Raw genomic sequence first — 19,715 nt, 5'->3', positions numbered from 1 at the left:
TTAGGACCGTGAATTCTGCTAACTTTGCCTGATAATCAATTTTTGTATTGAAAATCATGTCATTAAATCAGCTTACGGCGATCTCTCCGGTTGATGGCCGTTATTACAAACAAGTATCTGAACTTTCGGCTTATTTCTCGGAATACGCCCTGATTTACTACCGGGTGTATGTAGAAATCGAGTATTTCATTGCACTCTGTGAAATTCCCCTCCCTCAGCTATCAGAATTTGACAAGAAGAAATATGCGTCATTGCGCAAGATCTATGAAGATTTCAGCGAAGCAGACGCATTACATATAAAGGACATCGAAAAGGTGACCAACCACGATGTGAAGGCTGTCGAGTACTTCATTAAGGAGCAATTCGAAAAGCTGGGCATCGAATCTTACCAGGAATTTATCCACTTTGGCCTTACTTCGCAGGATATCAACAACACAGCGATCCCGCTTTCGCTGAAAGACGCGATGGAGCGGCAGATTAAACCGTTGTTCCGCCAGGTGCTTTTCGTATTGAAAAGAATGTCGATCGAGTGGAAAAACGTGCCGATGCTCGCATTCACGCACGGGCAGCCGGCGTCGCCTACACGGGTGGGTAAGGAGTTCCTGGTTTTTGTGGAACGCCTGGAACGCCAGCTCGAAATGCTCGACAAAATACCGCATTCGGCGAAATTCGGTGGCGCAACGGGTAACTTCAATGCGCACCACGTTGCTTATCCGAAGCAGGACTGGATGGCATTCGGCCACCATTTTGTGGAAGGATTAGGACTAAAAAGAAGCCGCCACACAACGCAGATTGAACATTACGACAACCTGGCGGCTACTTTCGACTGTCTGAAACGCCTGAATACGATCCTCACAGACCTTAACCGGGATATGTGGACGTACATTTCAATGGGCTATTTCAAACAGAAGATCAAAGCAGGCGAAGTTGGTTCATCCGCGATGCCGCATAAGGTAAATCCGATCGATTTCGAAAACTCGGAAGGGAACCTCGGCCTCGCATCCGCATTGTTTGAACATTTTGCGTCCAAATTGCCCGTTTCCCGCTTGCAACGTGACCTCACCGACTCCACGGTATTGCGTAACATCGGTGTTCCTATCGCGCATTTGGCCATCGCTTTGAACTCCCTGCTGAAAGGTCTGGGTAAAGTCGAGTTGAATGGCGAGGTATTGAAAGCAGAACTGGAAGAAAATTGGGCCGTGGTAGCCGAGGCAATCCAGACCATTCTGCGCCGCGAAAGCTATCCGAAGCCTTACGAGGCGCTGAAAGAATTGACGCGCACCAATGAAAAAATCACCCACGACTCGATCTCGCGTTTCATCGAAACACTGGACGTGTCCGAAAAAATACGGGAAGAACTTCGCGCATTGAGCCCGTTCAACTACCTGGGTGTTGTAGAAGAGACTTTTTAAGGAAGTCAGACCCCCAATTCATCCCTGATCTTCTCCTGCCAGTCGCGCGGGAGAAGATCCAGCAAACTCACATCACATAACGTCGCGATGCGACAGTAATGCTCCATTTCAATTTTGGTGGTGCCGGTTTCCCATTTGTGGTAACCAACCTGCGAAACGCCGAGCATGTCGGACATCTGTCTTTGAGAAAGCGCATTATCTCTGCGGTACCTGATCAGGATTTGCGAAATAACCATAGTGTCGGTTTAAAGCGTGAATGCTTTGAACCGGGCAGGCGAGTGGGTAAATGAGGAGCTTGAGTATAGTAAGTTTTGAATGACTGAATGATTGAATGACCGAATAGTTGTCTATTCAATCATTCAAAATTATGATTTTTATCCGCATTTCGATGAGCCGCAATCCTTGCACGTTAAACACCCTTCCTGGTACAGCAAATTGGTCGAGCCGCAATTCTGGCATTTCTGCTTCACGGCTTCGGTTCCATCCGGGATGTAGCGTTTCAATGCGCGCGCCACGCCGGCTTTCCAGGTGTTGATCGCCTCGTCGAGTTGGAGACTGCTGATCAGGTCTACCACCTTTTCGATCGGCATTCCGTGGCGCAATGTGCTGGAAATGAGCTTCGCATAGTTCCAGTATTCAGGGTTGAATTTGTAGGACAACCCTTCAATCGTCGTTTTATAGCCGCGCGTGTTTTTGTATTGAAAGTCATAACGAGAGCTGCCGTCGGCTTCCCGGTTTTTGATAATCAAACCTTCATTTACCCATCGGGGGATCAGGATACCATCTTCGTCGTCCGCAAAGCCGGTGAAAATCTCGTACGGACGACCGTCGATCAGGCCGATGAATGCGATCCATTTATCCTTTTTGTTCTGAAAACGTACTACGTCGGCTTGCAGTGTTTGTGGGCGTTCCGTCGGGAATGGCGTCGGGCTGCCGTCTTTCGGCTCTTCCTTTTTCTCCGTGTTGGAGATCAAAACGCCTGAACGTGAACCGTCGCGATATACCGTAACGCCTTTGCAACCTGCTTTCCATGCTTCCATGTAGCATTCGCCTACAAGTTCTTCGGTGACGTCGTTCGGCATGTTAATGGTCACGCTGATCGAGTGGTCGACCCACTGCTGGATCGCGCCCTGCATTTTTACCTTCTTGAGGTAATCCACATCGTTGGAAGTGGCTTTATAGTAAGGCGATTTTTTTACCAGCTCATCGAGGTCTTTCTGTGCGTAATTTTTAGTGGTATCAAAGCCATTAACCTCCATCCATTGCTTGAAACGGTGATGGAAAACCACATATTCCTCCCACGAATCGCCTACCTCGTCGACAAAATCCACGCGGACGTCTTTGTCGTTCGGATTGACTTTTCTTCTTCTTTTATAAACCGGGAGGAAAACCGGCTCGATACCCGAAGTCGTTTGCGACATCAAACTTGTGGTGCCTGTCGGCGCGATCGTCAGCAATGCGATGTTCCGGCGGCCGTATTCGAGCATTTCGTAGTACAGTTGCGCGTCGGCCTCTTTCAGGCGATTGATAAACGGGTTATTTTTTTCCCTTTCTGAGTCGAAAATCGTGAACGGGCCGCGTTCCTTGGCCGTGTGGACCGACCCGCGGTACGCTTCCAGCGCCACGGTTTTATGGATTTCCACCGCGAATGCATTGCCTTCGTCGCTTCCATAGCGCAGGCCCAATGCCGCCAGCATGTCGCCTTCCGCGGTGATACCGATACCGGTCCGACGACCTTCTTTGGCTTTGGTCTGGATATTCAGCCAAAGGTTGCGCTCAACGCGTTTCACTTCGGCATCCTCGGGATCTTCATCAATTTTTTGCAGGATAGCATCGATCTTTTCGAGTTCGAGATCGATAATATCGTCCATCATGCGCTGCGCCGCCGCAATATGCTTTTTGAACAGCTCCCAGTTGAACCGGGCCTTGCTGGTAAACGCATCTTCTACGTATGAGAACAGGTTAATGGCCAGCAAACGGCAGGAATCGTAGGCACAGAGCGGGATTTCGCCGCAAGGGTTCGTCGAAATGGTCTCGTAGCCGAGGTCGGCGTAACAATCGGGGACGGATTCACGAATAATGGTGTCCCAGAACAAAATACCCGGCTCGGCCGATTGCCATGCATTATGCACGATCTTTTTCCAGAGCGCCGTCGCGTCGATGTCCTTGATGTGCGAAGGGTTGGCGCTTTTGATGGGGTATTGCTGGCGGTAAGTGGTCCCCGTGTCCACCGCTTTCATAAATTCATCGTCTATCCGGACCGAAACATTGGCGCCGGTAACCTTGCCCTGCTCCATTTTGGCATCGATAAAACTTTCGGAATCGGGGTGTTTGATAGAAACCGAGAGCATCAGTGCGCCCCTGCGGCCGTCCTGGGCCACTTCGCGGGTAGAGTTGGAGAAGCGCTCCATGAATGGTACGATACCCGTGGATGTCAATGCCGAGTTCTTGACAGGCGAGCCTTTCGGACGGATATGCGAAAGGTCATGCCCCACGCCACCACGCCGCTTCATGAGCTGCACCTGCTCCTGGTCGATCTTCATAATGCCGCCGTAGGAATCCGACGCGCCATTGTTGCCGATCACAAAGCAATTGGAAAGCGAGGCGATCTGGTATGGATTGCCGATGCCCGTCATAGGGCTGCCTTGTGGAATAATGTATTTGAAATCTTTGATCAGATCGAAAATCTCGGCTTCGCTCAGCGGGTTCGGATAACGTTGCTCGATGCGCGCGATCTCCGACGCAATGCGGTGGTGCATGTCGTTCGGCGTCGCTTCATAAATGGCTCCGAACGAATCTTTCAAAGCATATTTATTCACCCAAACGCGGGCGGCAAGGTCGTCGCCCTTGAAATATTCCAGCGAGGCCTGAAAGGCTTCATCACTGGTGTAGGTTCTTTCTGATTGTGAAGATTTTATGGATTCCATTAGGTGGTATAAGACGTTTTTTGAAGAAGTTGAGAGCTTCAAATCTATATATTTTGGGATTGAAAAGAAAGTTGTTTTGAGAAAAAGTTTTCAAAATTTTGTTGTTAATATACTGTATTTCAGGGTATTAATATTTTACTTTTTTCGAAAAGTTTACAAAATTTTGTTTTGATTAAAAAAGTGGCCTGTAATTTTTTGCAAAAAAATACCGGCTCATTAATGAAGCCGGCAATTTCTAATTACTATGGCGAAATTTTATCTTAAAGCGTTGGCGCGCTTACTTTTCGGGTCAGAGTCTGATCGAATGCTGTTCGATTAGAGCGGGCCATTCGGCTAGTTCGGGAATACCCGGCTTGCGCTTGCCGAAGAACTGGTTGAACATCACCCCGTCCTTGTCGATGAGCTCGATGCCCGTCACGATGCCGTCTTCGGTAGGCTTCCGCACTACCCAGGCCTCGTCGACGGCATCCTCCCGCAAATGCAGGTTGAACTCCGGATCCATGATATTCAGCCATGGGCCCATCACGAAGATCTTTTTGATCGGCCCGGTATGGATCTGAATGCAGTTGGGATTCGAAACAAACACCATAATGGGCAGTCCGGTCTCCGAAATCGCGTCGAACAGCGGTTTCATGCTTTCCGGCTTGATACGGTGGGCATAACCTTCGGGAGCATTACGCAGTGCCTGCTTTCTCGAAAGGTTGTGTTTGCGCAGCAGTGTGAAAAAGTCGTGAGTATCTTTCAACGCCAGCCATTCTTGCTGGAATGCCGCTTCGTCGAGGTCCGTGGCCTCGTCGGGCTCGGCTACTTTCTCTTTTTTCTCGCTCACAAACAGGTTTACATCCTGATCGGCCGCCAGGTATTTGGTAACCAATGCGTCGTAGGCCTCCTTGTTGCTTTTCTCCGTAAGGTAAATTTTATGCGCCGCCTCTCCGAAACTGTTGAAGAATTGCAGGCTGTAACGCTCGTTTTCCGAAACCGCGAAGCCGAATTTCCAATCGCCGAGGAACAGGCGGAGGTCGATATCCTCGCCCAGCACAAGGCCGACGTGGTTATTGAACGATATCTTCTCATACACCCCCTTGCGCTCGTGCACTACGTGGTCGTTGCGTGTGAGCGCCATCACGTGCCCGAGCGAGCCCATTTCCTTGATCAACTCCCTGAAATCGCCGTCGAGGAGCTGCACATTGGCGCCCAAGCCGGTGGCAAGGAGTTCGGCTTCCGAGGTGCCTAGCGCTTTGGCGTCGTCGCGGATGCGGGATTTGGGGTTGTCGAGCTTGTACTCCGCCCAGCGTTCTTTCAATTCAGTTCTGTCCGGTGAAAGGATTGACTTCATGTTTGCGTATTTTAATAGTTATTAATCAGGGTAAATGGTACGAAACGGGCGCCACTTGCGGCACAATCACCGGGTACGGCGTCATTTCCGGCTGGATAATCCGCACCGGCAATCCGAAAGCCTCGTGGATGGCATGCTCGGTCAGCACGCTTTCGGGTAAGCCGATAGCATGGACGTGGCCGTTTTTGAGCATCAGTACCCGGTCGGCGTATTGCAATGCCTGGTTCAGGTCATGGATCACGGCAATCACCGCGAAATTTTTACGGGTAAGCTCCTTTGCCAGCTGGAATGTCTCGTATTGATGCAAAAGGTCCATTCCGGCAGTAGGCTCGTCGAGCAAGAGCAGGCCGTTTTCGATCTCCCACACTTGCGCCAGCGCGCGGGCGAGCTGCACGCGCTGTTGCTCGCCGCCCGACAATGTCGGGTAAAGGCGGCCCTTTAGATGGCCAATCCCCACTTTTTTCAAGCACATATCGACAATCGCCAGGTCGCGCTGCGCAGGATCGGCGTCATAAAACGGATAGCGGCCCATCAGCACGATTTCCTGTGTGGTGAATGAGAGCGTGATATTGTTTTGTTGAGACAATACGGCCCGTTTTCTGGCCAGCTCTTTCAGTTTGTATTTCCGAAGATCGCGGTCGTGGAAATGCACCGCTCCCGTCGTAGTGCTGTACTCCGCGGAGATCAATTTGATCAACGTCGACTTTCCCGCACCATTAGCGCCCACGATCGCCCAGAATTCACCTGATCTGACTGAAAAACTGACATTTTCAAGCAGTTTCCGACCTCTAACCTCAAATCCCGCATTCCTGACCTCGATCATAGCCGTTTGCGCTTTTGTTCCCACAAAATGTAAATGAAAAAAGGTGTACCGAGCATGGCCGTCAGAATGCCGATCGGGAGCTCCGACGGCGCTACAATGGTGCGGGAGAGGGTATCGGCCAGGGTGAGCACGATAGCGCCCGACAATGCCGACCCGATGATGAGTGTCCGGTGGTTTGGTCCGAACAACGTGCGTATAATGTGTGGTACTACCAATCCAACAAAGCCGATTGTTCCCGCAACAGCCACAGACGCGCCTACGCCCATCGTCGCGAGAATGATCACTTTTTGTTTCAATGACTTCATATTCACGCCGAGGCTTGCGGCCTGGCTTTCGCCCAGCACGAGCAGGTTCAATGCTTTTGAAAGATAAGGCATAAAGAAAATCGAAACAGCTACAAACGGCCCTACGGCCATGACGGACGTCCAACTGGCGCCGCCGAGGCTGCCGAGATTCCAGAAGGTAATGCTTCGGAGCTGTGCGTCGTCGGCGAGGTAGGTCATCAGGCCTGTCATCGCTCCTACGAATGCGTTGATCGCGATCCCGCAGAGCAGCAATGTGGTGACGCCGCCGTCGCCGGTGAGCTTTGATAGCTGATACACGAGTAAGGTCGTGCAGGCCGCACCGACGAAGGCGACAAACGAAATGCTGTATGCGCCGGCGAGCTCGTTCAGTATTCCAAAATATTTAACGTTGAGCATAATGACGAACGCAGCGAAAAGCGAAGCGCCGGAAGTGACGCCAATGAGTGTGGCGTCGGCGATCGGATTACGGAAAAGCCCCTGCAGCGATGCGCCTGCAATGCCCAATCCAGCGCCGATCAGCACAGCCAGGCATACTCTCGGCAGGCGAATGATCCAGAAAACGATCGATTTTTGCTCCTCGACCCGCATTTCGGAAATCCAGCCGAGCTTGAATGCGACGATCCGCCATAACTCGCTTATGGAAATCGACAAAGCGCCGGTGCATGCTGCAAAAATCACGCACGCCAGCAGGATGAAGCTCAGTATCCACACCATCTTGGCCGTCGAAGAGGGTAAAATGTGCTTATGAAGCGTTTCTGCTTTTGTTGTTTCCCGCTCGTTTATCGTTTCTGTCAGCATGGCCTCTTATTTTACTTTTTGAGCGAGTTCAATGGCTGCCTTGCCGACCCGCGGCCCGAAGCCAGTGAGGAATTGACCGTCCATAGTTACGATTCTGCGGTTTTTGCCCGCATTGGTATTCGCCACGCCCGGTACTTTCAGGAGTCCGTCCATGCCTTCGAGGCTCTCTAATCCGCTGGAAAACAGTACGAGCACATCGGGGTTAGCTGCAATGAGTGATTCAGCGGTCAGCGGTTTGAAGTCGGTGAAACCGCTGACCGCGTTCCTATGCCCGGCCAATGCGAACATTTTGTCCAGCGAAGTGCCGGTGCCGGAAACCATTAATGTGCCCGTGCCGCGGGCGTAGATGAAGAGTAATTTCCTGGGGTTAGCCGGTGCAGGAATCTTCTCTAGGTCGGCCTGCAACGCTTTCACCATTTTCTCAGCCTGGGCATTTGCATTGAAATAGGCGCCTACTTCGCGGATCAGTTTGATCGCGCCTTCTTTGGAATACTCATGCTTGAACTCGACGAGTTTTTTGCCGCTGCTGTTCAGCTGTCTCACCACCGCCGGCGATAGCATGCTCTGATTGGTGTAAATGATTACGTCGGGGTTCAATGCAAGGATACCCTCGGCGGCAATGGTGCGGTTATGGCCGATCTTCGGAAGTTTTTCAAGAGAGGCGGGGAAGGTGCTCGTCACGTCCACGCCGACGATCTGTTTTTCCAAACCAAGTCCCACAAGGATTTCACTTAATGTCCCGTTCGCCGAAACGATGCGGAGCGCTTTTGCATAACCCCCACCCGTTGCCGAGAGGATTAGCATTAAACAAATATAGAATCTCGGAAGAGTCTGCATTTCAGTATTTTACTTTTTGTGGGAAAATATTTTATCCACTTCCAAAACCAGCAGTGCCTCCTGAAACATCGTGCGGATCTCTTCTAATTCGGTATCGTCGAAAGAGAGGATGAAATTCGGGATGGGCGATGGCAGCAAATGGGCTTTGCCGTGCGGAAGCGGTTCGCCGATGCTTTGCAGGTGGGATTGATCGTACAAAATGGATTGAAAGCCCCGCAGACCGTCCTCTGTGAAGACAAACAGCACATTACCGTAGGCGAAATTGAAATGCGTGCAGCAATGGCACTGCCCTATGTAGCCTTTGGGGGTGTGGCTCAAAATCCGAAGCGAATTGTATGAATGCGAATCCTCCTGCATAGCCTGTTAATGATCATGGATGTGAATGCCTGCCATTTGTCTGTGGCAAATATATGGTATTAATTTAGACCAAGTATAAATAGTTGATAAAAATTTACAACCACCTTCCCGGAATCGTCTGGGAGACTTCTTATTATTGTAAATTGATAAGTTGCCCGACCAACAGTGGGCGGCACCCGACACGATCTGTTTTATTCCTATTACCTGAACGCCGTTGAAAAAGCTTGTTACCAACCTGACCTTCTGGGTCCTTACCGCCATTACTGCCGGTGCCTTGCTCGGGCACTATCTCCCTGAAAAGGCGGTTGAGATGAAGATTCTCGGCGAAGGGTTTATTTCGGTGGTGAAGCTTTTTATCAATCCTATCATCTTCCTGACCATCACTTTGGGCATTGTGGGCATGGGTGACCTCAAAAAGGTGGGGAAAGTGGGTGCCAAAGCATTGCTCTATTTCGAAGTGGTGACGACCCTCGCGCTCGTGGTGGGCATTATCGTCGCCAACATCATCCGCCCCGGTCACGGCGTGGTCACCGCTTCACTGGAAAAGGGGGATATTTCCAAATATGCCGGTAAGGCGCATGATTTCAGCTGGCTGCAATTTTTCCTGGACAATGTGACTTTGCAGGTTTTGCTTTTTGCATTGGTTTTCGGCTCGGTACTGAGCCGCATTGAAGCCAAGCGGCGTATTGTAGATGGCCTGAACTTTGTATCCAAATACGTTTTCAAGGCATTGCACCTCGTGATGATCTTTGCGCCGATCGGTGCATTGGGTGGGATGGCGTTCACGATCGGGAAATACGGCATTCACACGCTGCTGCCCCTCGCCAAGCTCATGGGAACCGTCTATGCGACGATGGCGGTCTTTATTTTCGGGGTTTTGGGATTGATTTTAAGGACCTATAAAATCAGCCTGTGGCGCTTTTTGAAATACATCCGGGAAGAATTACTCATAGTGCTCGGGACTTCCTCGTCAGAGGCGGGCTTACCTTCCCTAATGGCCAAACTCGAACGAATGGGTTGTTCGAAACCGGTAGTAGGGCTCGTCGTACCCGCAGGATATTCCTTCAATCTCGACGGAACGACTATTTACCTCTCGATGGCCACCATCTTTCTTGCGCAGGTCTTCAATGTACATTTGAATATCGGGCAAATATTATCGCTGATCGGCATTCTGATGGTCACCTCGAAGGGGGCCGCAGGCGTAACAGGGAGCGGTTTTGTGGTTCTCGCCTCAACTTTGACGGCCATTAAAGTAATCCCGGTCGAAGGGTTGGCACTTCTGCTCGGCGTCGATCGTTTCATGTCGGAGGCCCGCGCCATTACCAACTTCATCGGCAACGGCGTCGCTACGATCTGGCTTGCGAACAACGAAAAGGAATTCGACCGCAGTAAAATGGAATACGCGTTCAACAATATTCAGGAAACAGAGAATGTTGTTACCGATAATTTGAGCGATGTAACGCAGCCGGAACAGACGAAGTTGTAGTGCCAAAAGTCGTATTTTAGTGTTCTATGCTTGAAAATTGATTCTTATGACTTACAGAGATTTTATAATATCTGATCATACGATAATGCTCGGTAAGCCGGTCATTAAGGGGACGCGACTGACCGTCGAGCTCATTTTGCGAAAATTGGGAGAGGGTGCGACGCATGCTGATTTGATTCGTATGTATCCCGATTTGAGTTCCGAATCGATCCAAGCGGCTTTGCAATATGCGGCGGAGGTGATAGCTAATGAGGAAAGTCTGGAAGCGGCTCGATGATCCTTGTTAGGTATGCTTTCCCTGAAACGGAAGCCATTTCAGAAATTTTGATCAGATTGCTGAACGAGCGTTCAAAGGGATTGTTTGGCCATTTTACGACAATTACAACCCAAAAAATCCGTTCAAAACCATTTTTGTAGTCTTCTTGCAGCCATGGGATATCAATTTTTATATTTGATTTTTTAACAAAGTACCTTTTATATGTCCAATCAGGAAACACTTCATATACCTACGCGGGCGAAACGGCCTTTTATTGGGGAAGAATTTGATTTGAAGAAATGGGATGATGTGCAGCCGTTCTTCGAGAATTTGAAAAACAGGGAGATTAACTCGCTGGAAGATTTGAAACAGTGGTTTTCGGACCGCAGCGAGATCGAATCGTATCTCTCCGAAAACTTTGCATGGCGCTACATCCGCCAGACTTGCGATACAGCCAATACAGGTCTCATTAATGCATTGCAATTCTTCATCACCGAAATTCAGCCGAAACTGGCGGAATACGGCAATGCACTCGACAAAAAGATCGTCGATAACCCATTCCTGAGTGAGCTGACCGAACCCGGCTTCGCGATCACATTGCGCGGGATGAAGAAGGCAATCGAGATTTTCCGGGAAGAGAATATCCCGGTCATCACCGAAATGCAGACCGAGGAGCGCAAATACAGCGCTATCGCCGGCGCGATGACGGTGACGCTCGACGGCGAGGAAATGACCCTGCAACGTGCTGCGGACCGCCTGCAATCGACCGACCGCAATGTGCGCGAGGAAGCATGGCGTGCCATTGCCGGACGCCGTTATGAAGATCACGACAAGCTGGACGATTTGCTGAACAAGCTCGTAGCCCTGCGCGATACCGTCGGGCGCAATGCCGGTTTCAGCAACTACCGGGACTATATGTTCGCGGCAATGGGCCGTTTTGACTACACGCCGCAGGATTGCTTCAACTTTCACGGCTCGGTGAAAAAGGCTGTGGTGCCCATTTTGAATGAAATGGCGGCAGAACGGAAGGCCGCATTGCAATTGGACGCGCTTCGCCCATGGGATACGAAGGTCGATCCGAAGGGGTTGCCGCCGTTGAAGCCATTCGAAACCGGGGAAGAGCTGCTGGATAAAACGATCCGTGCCTTCTCGCGCCTCGATCCGTTCCTGGGCGACTGCCTGCGCATTATGAAGACGATGAAACATCTCGACCTCGAATCGCGGAAAGGCAAGGCTCCAGGTGGTTATAACTACCCGCTCGATGAAATTGGCGTACCGTTTATCTTCATGAATGCGACTTCGAACCTGCGCGATATGGTTACGCTCCTGCATGAGGGCGGGCACGCGGTGCATTCGCTCGTGACGCGCGATCTGGCCTTGAACTCCTTCAAACACACGCCGTCGGAAGTGGCGGAACTCGCTTCGATGTCGATGGAGCTGATTACGATGGATTTCTGGGATGAGTTCTTTGATAATGAGGGAGATCTGAAACGTGCGAAAATCACGCATCTGGAGTCTATTATCGAAACATTACCCTGGGTTGCGACGGTGGACAAATTCCAGCACTGGATGTACGAGAACCCGCAGCACACGCCGGAGCAGCGTACCGAGGCGTGGGTGCGCATTTACGAAGAGTTCACGGATACGGTAATGGACTGGTCGGGATTGGAAAACTTTAAAAAGTACCTCTGGCAGCGCCAGTTGCACATTTATGAAGTACCGTTCTATTATATTGAATACGGCATCGCACAGCTCGGAGCGATCGGCGTTTGGAAAAATTACCGGCAAGACCCCGCGAGAGGTTTGAAGGGTTATCTCGATGCGTTGAAGCTGGGTTATACGGCCACGATCGGTGGAATTTACCAGGCAGCCAATATTCCGTTCGATTTCTCGGAGCGGCATATCGCTGAGCTGATGCAGTTTGTGCGCGATGAATTGGCTGAGTTAAAAAAATAATATTTCAGCAGCCCGCAATTTGGTGGTTATGAAATTGGCGGTTATTTTTGCGCACAATACTATGAACGATCAAAGAAATGAAATTCAATAAAATAGTTGCTTTTGTTGCGTGTGTGGTGCTTCTTTCTTCTTGTGAATACCAAAAGTATAACCACAAGGACCAGAAGGATGTGAACGCCGGTAATGAGTGGGTGTACGGCGTAAGCCCTGATTCCCTGCCGCGTCAGATGTCATTCAAGTATGATGCGAAGCCTGAGCTCGACGCCCGCGTAAACGACATCCGCGCGAAACTTTACGGTGGTAAAATTCCTAGCTCACTGGTGAAAGAATAGCAACCATTCATTGAGAAAATATATGAGATATCCCCACGAAATGGGGATATCTTTTTTTTGCCCTATTTTTTTAGTTATTGAACAATTTTAATATTGCATTGCGCGTATTATCCTTCTGGAATCTGCCCATTGACTAAGTGAAGTTGTGACGATTGAACATTTTTAATTTACTTTACGTATTCGAGGCAGGGCGAAGCCAAAATTTTAGAAAGAAATAAGCGATTAAAAAGTATTCAAAACATGAACATAGCTTTGGTCACCGGCTCCGCCGGACTAATTGGAAGTGAATCAGTTGCTTTTTTGGCTGGCAAGTTTGATCTGGTCATCGGAGTTGATAACAACCTGCGTCAGTACTTCTTCGGCGCGGATGGAAACACCGAGTGGAACCGTAACCGTATCGAGGAGGCTTTCGGCAATTACAAACACTATTCTGCGGACATTCGCGAGGTAAGCCAACTCGAACCTATTTTCAAGGAGTATGGAACGGACATTAAGATGATCGTTCACGCAGCAGCGCAGCCAAGCCACGACTGGGCAGCCCGCGAGCCATTCACCGATTTCGGTGTGAACGCGGTAGGTACATTGAACATGCTTGAAATGACCCGCCTGCACGCACCTGAGGCCGTGTTTATTTTCACGTCTACCAACAAGGTTTATGGGGATAACCCTAACTACCTGCCATTGGTAGAGCTCGAAACGCGCTGGGAAATTGATGAGAACCACCCGTATTTCGAGAACGGCATCGACGAAAACCACAGCATCGACCACACGAAGCACTCCATTTTCGGGGCTTCCAAAGTGGCTGCCGACATCATGGTGCAGGAATACGGCCGCTATTTCGGCATGAAAACGGCTGTTTTCCGCGGAGGATGTCTCACAGGCCCTAACCACTCCGGTGCGCAGCTGCACGGCTTTCTGGCTTACCTGATGAAATGCGCCATTACCGGAACGCATTACACGATTTTCGGATACAAAGGCAAGCAGGTACGCGATAATATCCATAGCCACGACCTGGTGAACATGTTCTGGCATTATTACCAAAACCCGCGTCCGGGCGAAGTTTACAACGCCGGCGGCGGCCGTTTTGCCAACTGCTCGATGCTCGAAGCAATCGCGTTGTGTGAGCAGATCACCGGAAACAAACTCTCTTACTCTTACTCAGAGACCAACCGTATCGGAGACCACATCTGGTATGTGAGTGACCTTTCGAAGTTCAAGTCGCATTACCCCGGCTGGAACTGGGAATATGGCCTGGTGGAAACACTGACTCAGATCCACGACGGGATCTCGTCGCGATTGGGCGTAAAAACGGTTTAAATCACTTTTAGAGCCTCCGGAACTTCTTTCCGGGGGCTTTCGTAACTCTCTCCCATGCCAGAAAATTACGTCATTATTATCCCCCAATTCAATGACTGGGAGGCACTTAATCTGCTGATTCAAAAAATTAATGCAGATTTAAATACCCCGATTCTCCAAAATACTACACTGCTCATCGTCGACGATTGCTCTTCGCGCGCGAGAACAGCGCCATTTGCGGCTTTTGGTGGAAAGGAGCTGAAAGTGCTGCGGCTATACCGCAACCTCGGCCACCAGAAAGCGATTGCAATCGGGTTGTCGTATGCCGCCGAAAATATGAAGGCAGATAAGGTGATCGTAATGGACGCGGATGGAGAAGATGCGCCGGGTGATATCAACAGGTTGGCAGAGAGGTCGGTAGAGGAACCTGACAAGATCATTTTTGCGGAACGTAACAAGCGTACCGAGGGCTTTCTGTTCCGCTTCTTCTATGTGATCTATAAATATGTTTTTAAACTGCTGACAGGCAAGGTGATCACTTTCGGCAATTTCAGCCTGGTGCCGCAAAGCCGTTTGCAGAATCTCGTTCGTGTTTCCGAAATCTGGAACAACTATCCGGGCGGTGTAATCAAATCGCGCATTCCTTACGATTCGGTGCTCACCAATCGGGCCAACAGGTTGGCCGGTGAGAGTAAAATGAACTTCGTGTCGCTTGTACTGCACGGTCTGAGTGCCATCTCAGTCATGGTAGACACTACTGCGGTGCGCATTCTGATCTTCTCGATCTTCATGTCGGCCGTCGCCATTGGATTTATATTCTTCATTCTTTTCCTGAAACTGATCGGAAATGCTACGCCCGGTTGGGCATCGACATTGGGTAGTACGCTCATGATCCTCATGCTGCAATCCTTCCTTATTTCGCTGTTTCTGGTGTTTATGGTGTTGCAGTACCGGTCGCAGCAGCATTTTATCCCCGCCGTTCACTACCGCGATTTTGTCGAGAAAGTAGAGTCTTTTAGCTAATCGTATGTTGAGCTTCGACAATTCTCCGCCTGTTTATTGGTTTCTGGGCTATTTATTGGCAGGTGTTGTCATTTTTGCCTCACAAAATAAGTCACTCTCTACCCGGGCGTACCTGTCATTGGGCGTTTTATTGCTTGTGATCATGCGGTTGCCGGTGATCGTCTTTAACCGCGAGCTCAACCAGGACGAGAGCCAGATGCTCAGCCACGCGATTACCCTATTGCAAGACCCGGTGTATTGGCGGTCGGTCGACGGCACGACTATTGGTCCGCTGGATAACTATCTGCTCGTACTTCCCAAACTACTAGGTTTCCAGATCGATTATACGGCTGCGCGTTTTATGGGCTTGCTTTGTGTCGCGGGAGCTTGGCTGTTGCTGTTTTCAGCTTTGAAAAACTGGTTTGGCGCGACCATTGCACGCGGCGTTTCGATTGTACCGTTGCTTTTCGTCGCTTTTACGCAGGAAATCGATTTCGTGCATTATTCGAGTGAGCAGCTTCCGGTGCTCTTGCTCGCATTCTGTGTGTACCAACTTTCGCACCTCGATCCGAAAACGGCGCCTTCGCCGGGCGGGCTTTATCTGCTGGGTTTGGCGGCGGGCGCGGTCCCTTTCGGGAAATTGCAGGCCGTACCAATTGTGGCTGTGATCGTCCTGTCGGCATTCTGGGTATTGTTCAGCCGTTATCAAAGATATGGTGAGTTCAAATCCGCGGGGGCACTGATTTTGGGCGGGCTTACCGTGCCGCTTTTTTTCCTGGTATTCACATTGGCGTTCGGCGTTTTTGATGACCTAATTGATTTTTATGTGCTGGGAAATGCGATTTACGCAGGAGGAAGCACTTTCGCGGAAATCCCCGCTCAGTTCTACAAAATCGTTTCGTTATCGACGGACTTTCAGTTTTTCAGCCTCGCATTGATCGTCCCGATTGTGATCGGGCTGGTGCGGATTGTAAGACTTTACGTTCCCGGCAAAATGGATTTTCATGTGCCGTTTACCATTCTGTTCCTCATTCTGGCCAGTATTTACGCCGTGACGAAGTCGGGTAACGATTTTATCCACTACCTCAATTTCTGCATTATTCCCTGGACATTACTGGCTGCTTACGGCTTCTCGGCTGTCGAAGGCTGGTCGCTTGCATTTCCGGGGATCATTGTGCTGTGGTTTGGCGGCTATGACACGGTACATTTTGTGAAGGAGCGCCGGTTGAATACGTTCGATTCGGTAGGCAAGACGACTTTACAGCAAAGCCCGGTAGTAACGGAAATCCTGAAATGGAAAAAAGAAGGCGACTATATGGTTGTGTGGGGCTGGAATTGCTCGTATTACGTAGAAGCCCAACTAGCGCAGGGAACGGCCGAGAACCACTCAGAGCGGTCAATTTTTGAACATCCTATGCGCGATAACTATCGCAAGCGCTACATGTCGGATCTGGAAAGGACGAAGCCGGCATTTGTCCTCGACGCAGTGGGCAAGAATAGCCACTGGGTACAGGATAAAAAAACTCAGGGCATCGAAAGCTACCCTGAGTTAAATCAATATATCCGTAATCACTACACTTTGCTGGGCGAATATGACGATGTGCGGCTTTACATCCGCAATGATCGGCGGGCGACCCCGCGCCGCGCGGCGACTCTGTCTTCCGCCTTACGATAGAATGTCGGTTGGTGCGGCGTTTTCGGCCTGCAACAGGTCATTCAGCGTTGTCTTGTCCAAAACAGCCAGGTTGGCATCCCTCCATCTTTCGAGGACGGTGCGCAGGCTGCATGTTTCTTCATCTTTGCAGTCGTCGCATTTGCCATAGAAGAACATGGAAACGCAGAGCGCAGGAGCGATGGGGCCGTCGATGATCCGCAGCACCTTCGAGAAATTGACTTCCCCGGGAGGTACGCGAAGCAGATAGCCGCCGCCTTTTCCTTTCTGGCTTTGCAGTACGCCATTGTTCCGTAAGTCCAGCAGGATCGCTTCCAGAAATTTTTTCGGAATCTTCTCTTTTTCAGCAATGTAAGAGATCAACACCGGTCCTTTTCCATATTGTTCCGCCAGAACTTTGAGGGCCTTGAGCGCGTATTTTGCTTTTTTCGAAATCATTGTTGATCAAATGTACTTTTGGGTCAGCAACCGTAAAGATGAAACATAATTTGGTGAAACAATAATTCCCGGTCAGTTTCTGGGCGGTTTTCCGCCGTTGAGGAGCCCCTGCATTCTTTCGAGCGTCTTTTTCTCGCCGCACAAGGAAAGGAAGGCTTCCCGTTCAAGATCGATCAGGTATTGTTCTGAAACCAGTTGCGGGTAGCTCAAATCGCCGCCATTGATCACATAGGCCAGTTTACTCGCGATTTTAGCGTCGTGGTCGGTAATGTAATTGGCCAGGCGCATTTGGGTAATGCCTGCCAGGAACAATGCAATGCCCGTTTTGCCCTGCACTTTAATATCGTTGCGCGGTTTGGGCTGTGTATAACCATTTTCAGCCAGATCAATCGCCGCTTGTTTCGCTTCGGCGATCAACCGGGATCGGTTGAGCACGATCTGGTCCTTGTCCTGCAAGTAATTCATCGCTTTCGCCTCGTGTGCAGAAGTGGACACTTTCGCCTGTGCGATGTTCATGAATGCATTTTGTAGAATGTTCAATTCCGGGTCGCCCGCCTGGTACATGTCCGAGCAGCGCAGCGCCATTTCTTTGGTACCGCCACCGGCGGGGATCAATCCCACACCAAATTCGACCAGACCAATGTATGTTTCCGCATGCGCGACCACCTTGTCCGCGTGTAATGTGAGCTCGCAACCGCCCCCGAGCGCAAGCGTGTGAGGCGCCACCACCACTGGCACCGACGAGTACCGGGCGCGCATCATCGTTTGCTGGAATTGCGAAATCACGAGATTGATCTCGTCGAACTCCTGCTCGACGGCGTACATAAACAGCATCGCCAGGTTGGCTCCGGCAGAAAATGCCTCGACAGCCTCATTTCCGATCACTAGTCCGCGAAAATCCTTTTCGGCAAGGCTGATACCCTTCTGAATGCCTTCGATCACTTCCGAACCCATGGTATTCATTTTGGATTTGAATTCAAGGTTCAGGATACCGTCACCGATGTCGTACAGATTAGCACCTGCATTTTTCCACACAATATTGTTAGAAAGGTTGCTGAGCAGAATGAAGCTGTCCTGTCCCGGAATGCGTTTGTAGGATTTGGAAGGAATGTCATAATACAATCGCTTGCCATTCTCGACCTTATAGAACGATTCGTTGCCTGTTGCGAGCATTTCGTAAATCCACGCAGCCGGTTTCATATCCAGCGATTCCATGATCGCCAGCATATTTTTCACACCGATGGCGTCCCATGTTTCGAAAAGGCCATATTGCCAGCCGAAACCGGCTGTAATGGCCTGGTCGATGCGGAATATTTCGTCGGAGATTTCAGGAATGCGGAATGTGGCGTATTTGAAAACATCGGCAAATGTCTTTCTGTAAAACTCGCCGGCCTTATCCTTGCCCGCTACCAGCGCGCCGAAGCGTTTGTACACGTCGCTGATATTCTTCGTGCCTTCCAGCGTTTCGAATTTCACTTTACCCGACGGCACATATTCCAGCGTTTTGAAATCCAGTGCCAGGATTACCGACTTACCTTTTTCGTCTTTGATTTTTTTATAAAAACCCTGGCCCGTTTTATCGCCCAGCCATTTGTTCTCAAACAACTTTTGCATGATTTCCGGCAGCACAAATGCCTCGCGAGATTCGTCCTTGCCTTCGCCGGAAGCATAGAGGTTATTGGCCACATGCACAGTGGTATCGAGTCCTACCACGTCCGAGAGTCGATAAGTACCCGATTTCGGACGTCCGGCGACAGGACCAGTCAGTTTATCTACTTCATCCACGCTCAGGCCCATTTCCTCGGCCACTCGGATGGTTTGTATCAATGCATAAATTCCCAAACGGTTAGCAATGAATCCCGGCGTGTCTTTACAGAGCACCGTAGTTTTTCCCAAAAACAGCTCGCCGTAATGCATCAGGAAATCCACAACACCCTGGTCGGTATCGGCCGTCGGAATGATTTCGAGCAGGCGCAGGTAGCGCGGCGGATTGAAGAAATGCGTTCCGGCGAAATGCTTACGGAAATCCTCGCTCCGGCCTTCTGCCATCAAATGAATGGGAATCCCCGAAGTATTGGAAGTAACGAGCGTGCCTGGCTTGCGGAGCGCGTCCACTTTTTCGTAAAGGCTTCTTTTAATGTCCAATCGCTCGACTACTACTTCGATCACCCAGTCGTAATTTTTAATATCGGCCAGGTTATCGTCGAAGTTGCCGAGCTTGATCCGCGAGGCGAATGCCGGGCTGTACAACGATGCCGGCGTCGCTTTGAGCGTCGCCTGGAACGAATCGTTCACGATCCGGTTCCGGAACGCGGGATGGTCGGCCGTGATGCCTTTCGCTTTTTCGGCGTCGGTAAGGTCTTTCGGAACGATGTCCAGCAAAAGCACTTCAACGCCTATATTGGCAAAATGGCACGCAATGCGGGAGCCCATAATGCCTGAACCAAGAACAGCTACTTTACGAATGGAACGATTCATTTTT

General features: G+C 50.3%; 17 protein-coding genes. 8 read left to right on the top strand and 9 right to left on the bottom strand.

The window, feature by feature from the left end; all coding sequences use genetic code 11:
• The first annotated feature begins 56 nt into the window (after nucleotides 1-56).
• Nucleotides 57-1,412: an adenylosuccinate lyase gene (purB, locus tag AC2YIT_RS26715; RefSeq protein ID WP_430850124.1), complete on the top strand. Its 1,356-nt coding sequence runs from the start codon at nucleotides 57-59 to the stop codon at nucleotides 1,410-1,412.
• A gap of 5 nt (nucleotides 1,413-1,417) precedes the next feature.
• On the opposite strand, the gene AC2YIT_RS26710 is transcribed toward purB, so the two are convergent.
• The 7 genes from AC2YIT_RS26710 to AC2YIT_RS26680 form a co-directional block, all read right to left on the bottom strand.
• On the bottom strand, nucleotides 1,418-1,648 hold the full coding sequence (locus AC2YIT_RS26710; RefSeq protein WP_430850122.1) for a helix-turn-helix domain-containing protein: 231 nt from the start codon (nucleotides 1,646-1,648) through the stop codon (nucleotides 1,418-1,420).
• Nucleotides 1,649-1,786: 138 nt separating this feature from the next.
• A complete protein-coding gene (locus tag AC2YIT_RS26705) occupies nucleotides 1,787-4,339 on the bottom strand; it encodes an adenosylcobalamin-dependent ribonucleoside-diphosphate reductase (protein ID WP_487281223.1) in 2,553 nt (850 codons plus the stop codon).
• A 289-nt stretch (nucleotides 4,340-4,628) separates the two neighbouring features.
• On the bottom strand, nucleotides 4,629-5,675 hold the full coding sequence (locus AC2YIT_RS26700; RefSeq protein WP_487281222.1) for a hemin-degrading factor: 1,047 nt from the start codon (nucleotides 5,673-5,675) through the stop codon (nucleotides 4,629-4,631).
• 25 nt (nucleotides 5,676-5,700) lie between these two features.
• Nucleotides 5,701-6,498, bottom strand: coding sequence for a heme ABC transporter ATP-binding protein (locus tag AC2YIT_RS26695; RefSeq protein WP_487281221.1), 798 nt, complete (start codon nucleotides 6,496-6,498; stop codon nucleotides 5,701-5,703).
• Nucleotides 6,495-7,601, bottom strand: coding sequence for a FecCD family ABC transporter permease (locus AC2YIT_RS26690; protein ID WP_487281220.1), 1,107 nt, complete (start codon nucleotides 7,599-7,601; stop codon nucleotides 6,495-6,497). Before AC2YIT_RS26690 ends, AC2YIT_RS26695 begins: the two co-directional genes overlap by 4 nt.
• A gap of 6 nt (nucleotides 7,602-7,607) precedes the next feature.
• Nucleotides 7,608-8,405, bottom strand: a complete 798-nt coding sequence (locus tag AC2YIT_RS26685) for a heme/hemin ABC transporter substrate-binding protein (RefSeq protein ID WP_487281219.1) — start codon at nucleotides 8,403-8,405, stop codon at nucleotides 7,608-7,610.
• Nucleotides 8,406-8,447: 42 nt separating this feature from the next.
• Nucleotides 8,448-8,795, bottom strand: a complete 348-nt coding sequence (locus AC2YIT_RS26680) for a DUF6686 family protein (RefSeq protein ID WP_487281218.1) — start codon at nucleotides 8,793-8,795, stop codon at nucleotides 8,448-8,450.
• 214 nt (nucleotides 8,796-9,009) lie between these two features.
• Between AC2YIT_RS26680 and dctA the strand changes: the two genes are divergently transcribed.
• The 7 genes from dctA (at nucleotide 9,010) to AC2YIT_RS26645 (ending at nucleotide 16,798) form a co-directional block, all read left to right on the top strand.
• Nucleotides 9,010-10,281: a C4-dicarboxylate transporter DctA gene (gene dctA / locus AC2YIT_RS26675; RefSeq protein WP_487281217.1), complete on the top strand. Its 1,272-nt coding sequence runs from the start codon at nucleotides 9,010-9,012 to the stop codon at nucleotides 10,279-10,281.
• 46 nt (nucleotides 10,282-10,327) lie between these two features.
• Complete coding sequence (locus AC2YIT_RS26670) at nucleotides 10,328-10,558, top strand: DUF433 domain-containing protein (RefSeq protein WP_430850106.1); 231 nt, start codon at nucleotides 10,328-10,330, stop codon at nucleotides 10,556-10,558.
• A 201-nt stretch (nucleotides 10,559-10,759) separates the two neighbouring features.
• On the top strand, nucleotides 10,760-12,493 hold the full coding sequence (locus tag AC2YIT_RS26665) for a M3 family oligoendopeptidase (protein ID WP_487281216.1): 1,734 nt from the start codon (nucleotides 10,760-10,762) through the stop codon (nucleotides 12,491-12,493).
• Nucleotides 12,494-12,570: 77 nt separating this feature from the next.
• On the top strand, nucleotides 12,571-12,825 hold the full coding sequence (locus AC2YIT_RS26660) for a hypothetical protein (protein WP_309988257.1): 255 nt from the start codon (nucleotides 12,571-12,573) through the stop codon (nucleotides 12,823-12,825).
• A 240-nt stretch (nucleotides 12,826-13,065) separates the two neighbouring features.
• Nucleotides 13,066-14,142, top strand: coding sequence for an NAD-dependent epimerase/dehydratase family protein (locus AC2YIT_RS26655; RefSeq protein ID WP_430850102.1), 1,077 nt, complete (start codon nucleotides 13,066-13,068; stop codon nucleotides 14,140-14,142).
• 54 nt (nucleotides 14,143-14,196) lie between these two features.
• A complete protein-coding gene (locus tag AC2YIT_RS26650) occupies nucleotides 14,197-15,144 on the top strand; it encodes a glycosyltransferase (RefSeq protein ID WP_487281215.1) in 948 nt (315 codons plus the stop codon).
• Between the two features lie 4 nt (nucleotides 15,145-15,148).
• On the top strand, nucleotides 15,149-16,798 hold the full coding sequence (locus AC2YIT_RS26645) for a hypothetical protein (RefSeq protein ID WP_487281214.1): 1,650 nt from the start codon (nucleotides 15,149-15,151) through the stop codon (nucleotides 16,796-16,798).
• Here AC2YIT_RS26645 and AC2YIT_RS26640 read toward each other — a convergent pair.
• Nucleotides 16,790-17,233 carry an RrF2 family transcriptional regulator gene (locus AC2YIT_RS26640; protein WP_430850096.1) on the bottom strand — a complete coding sequence of 148 codons (444 nt, stop codon included), beginning with the start codon at nucleotides 17,231-17,233 and terminating at the stop codon, nucleotides 16,790-16,792. The genes AC2YIT_RS26645 and AC2YIT_RS26640 overlap by 9 nt on opposite strands.
• 72 nt (nucleotides 17,234-17,305) lie before the next feature.
• Nucleotides 17,306-19,711: a 3-hydroxyacyl-CoA dehydrogenase/enoyl-CoA hydratase family protein gene (locus AC2YIT_RS26635; protein ID WP_487281213.1), complete on the bottom strand. Its 2,406-nt coding sequence runs from the start codon at nucleotides 19,709-19,711 to the stop codon at nucleotides 17,306-17,308.
• Nucleotides 19,712-19,715 lie beyond the last annotated feature (4 nt).

Source organism: Dyadobacter sp. SRI_021, from assembly GCF_057586235.1.
Note: the sequence above shows the minus strand (reverse complement) of the source record. Positions and strands in the feature narration are given on the sequence as shown.

What these genes read in the sequence shown, in the direction of transcription:
- AC2YIT_RS26655 (WP_430850102.1), top strand. Translation starts at nt 13,066, where the DNA reads ATGAACATAGCTTTGGTCACCGGCTCCGCCGGACTAATTGGAAGTGAA.
- AC2YIT_RS26670 (WP_430850106.1), top strand. Translation starts at nt 10,328, where the DNA reads ATGACTTACAGAGATTTTATAATATCTGATCATACGATAATGCTCGGT.
- AC2YIT_RS26650 (WP_487281215.1), top strand. Translation starts at nt 14,197, where the DNA reads ATGCCAGAAAATTACGTCATTATTATCCCCCAATTCAATGACTGGGAG.
- AC2YIT_RS26660 (WP_309988257.1), top strand. Translation starts at nt 12,571, where the DNA reads ATGAAATTCAATAAAATAGTTGCTTTTGTTGCGTGTGTGGTGCTTCTT.
- purB (WP_430850124.1), top strand. Translation starts at nt 57, where the DNA reads ATGTCATTAAATCAGCTTACGGCGATCTCTCCGGTTGATGGCCGTTAT.
- AC2YIT_RS26635 (WP_487281213.1), bottom strand. Translation starts at nt 19,711, where the DNA reads ATGAATCGTTCCATTCGTAAAGTAGCTGTTCTTGGTTCAGGCATTATG.
- AC2YIT_RS26685 (WP_487281219.1), bottom strand. Translation starts at nt 8,405, where the DNA reads ATGCTAATCCTCTCGGCAACGGGTGGGGGTTATGCAAAAGCGCTCCGC.
- AC2YIT_RS26680 (WP_487281218.1), bottom strand. Translation starts at nt 8,795, where the DNA reads ATGCAGGAGGATTCGCATTCATACAATTCGCTTCGGATTTTGAGCCAC.
- AC2YIT_RS26705 (WP_487281223.1), bottom strand. Translation starts at nt 4,339, where the DNA reads ATGGAATCCATAAAATCTTCACAATCAGAAAGAACCTACACCAGTGAT.
- AC2YIT_RS26640 (WP_430850096.1), bottom strand. Translation starts at nt 17,233, where the DNA reads ATGATTTCGAAAAAAGCAAAATACGCGCTCAAGGCCCTCAAAGTTCTG.
- AC2YIT_RS26690 (WP_487281220.1), bottom strand. Translation starts at nt 7,601, where the DNA reads ATGCTGACAGAAACGATAAACGAGCGGGAAACAACAAAAGCAGAAACG.
- AC2YIT_RS26645 (WP_487281214.1), top strand. Translation starts at nt 15,149, where the DNA reads ATGTTGAGCTTCGACAATTCTCCGCCTGTTTATTGGTTTCTGGGCTAT.
- AC2YIT_RS26665 (WP_487281216.1), top strand. Translation starts at nt 10,760, where the DNA reads ATGTCCAATCAGGAAACACTTCATATACCTACGCGGGCGAAACGGCCT.
- AC2YIT_RS26695 (WP_487281221.1), bottom strand. Translation starts at nt 6,498, where the DNA reads ATGATCGAGGTCAGGAATGCGGGATTTGAGGTTAGAGGTCGGAAACTG.
- AC2YIT_RS26700 (WP_487281222.1), bottom strand. Translation starts at nt 5,675, where the DNA reads ATGAAGTCAATCCTTTCACCGGACAGAACTGAATTGAAAGAACGCTGG.
- AC2YIT_RS26710 (WP_430850122.1), bottom strand. Translation starts at nt 1,648, where the DNA reads ATGGTTATTTCGCAAATCCTGATCAGGTACCGCAGAGATAATGCGCTT.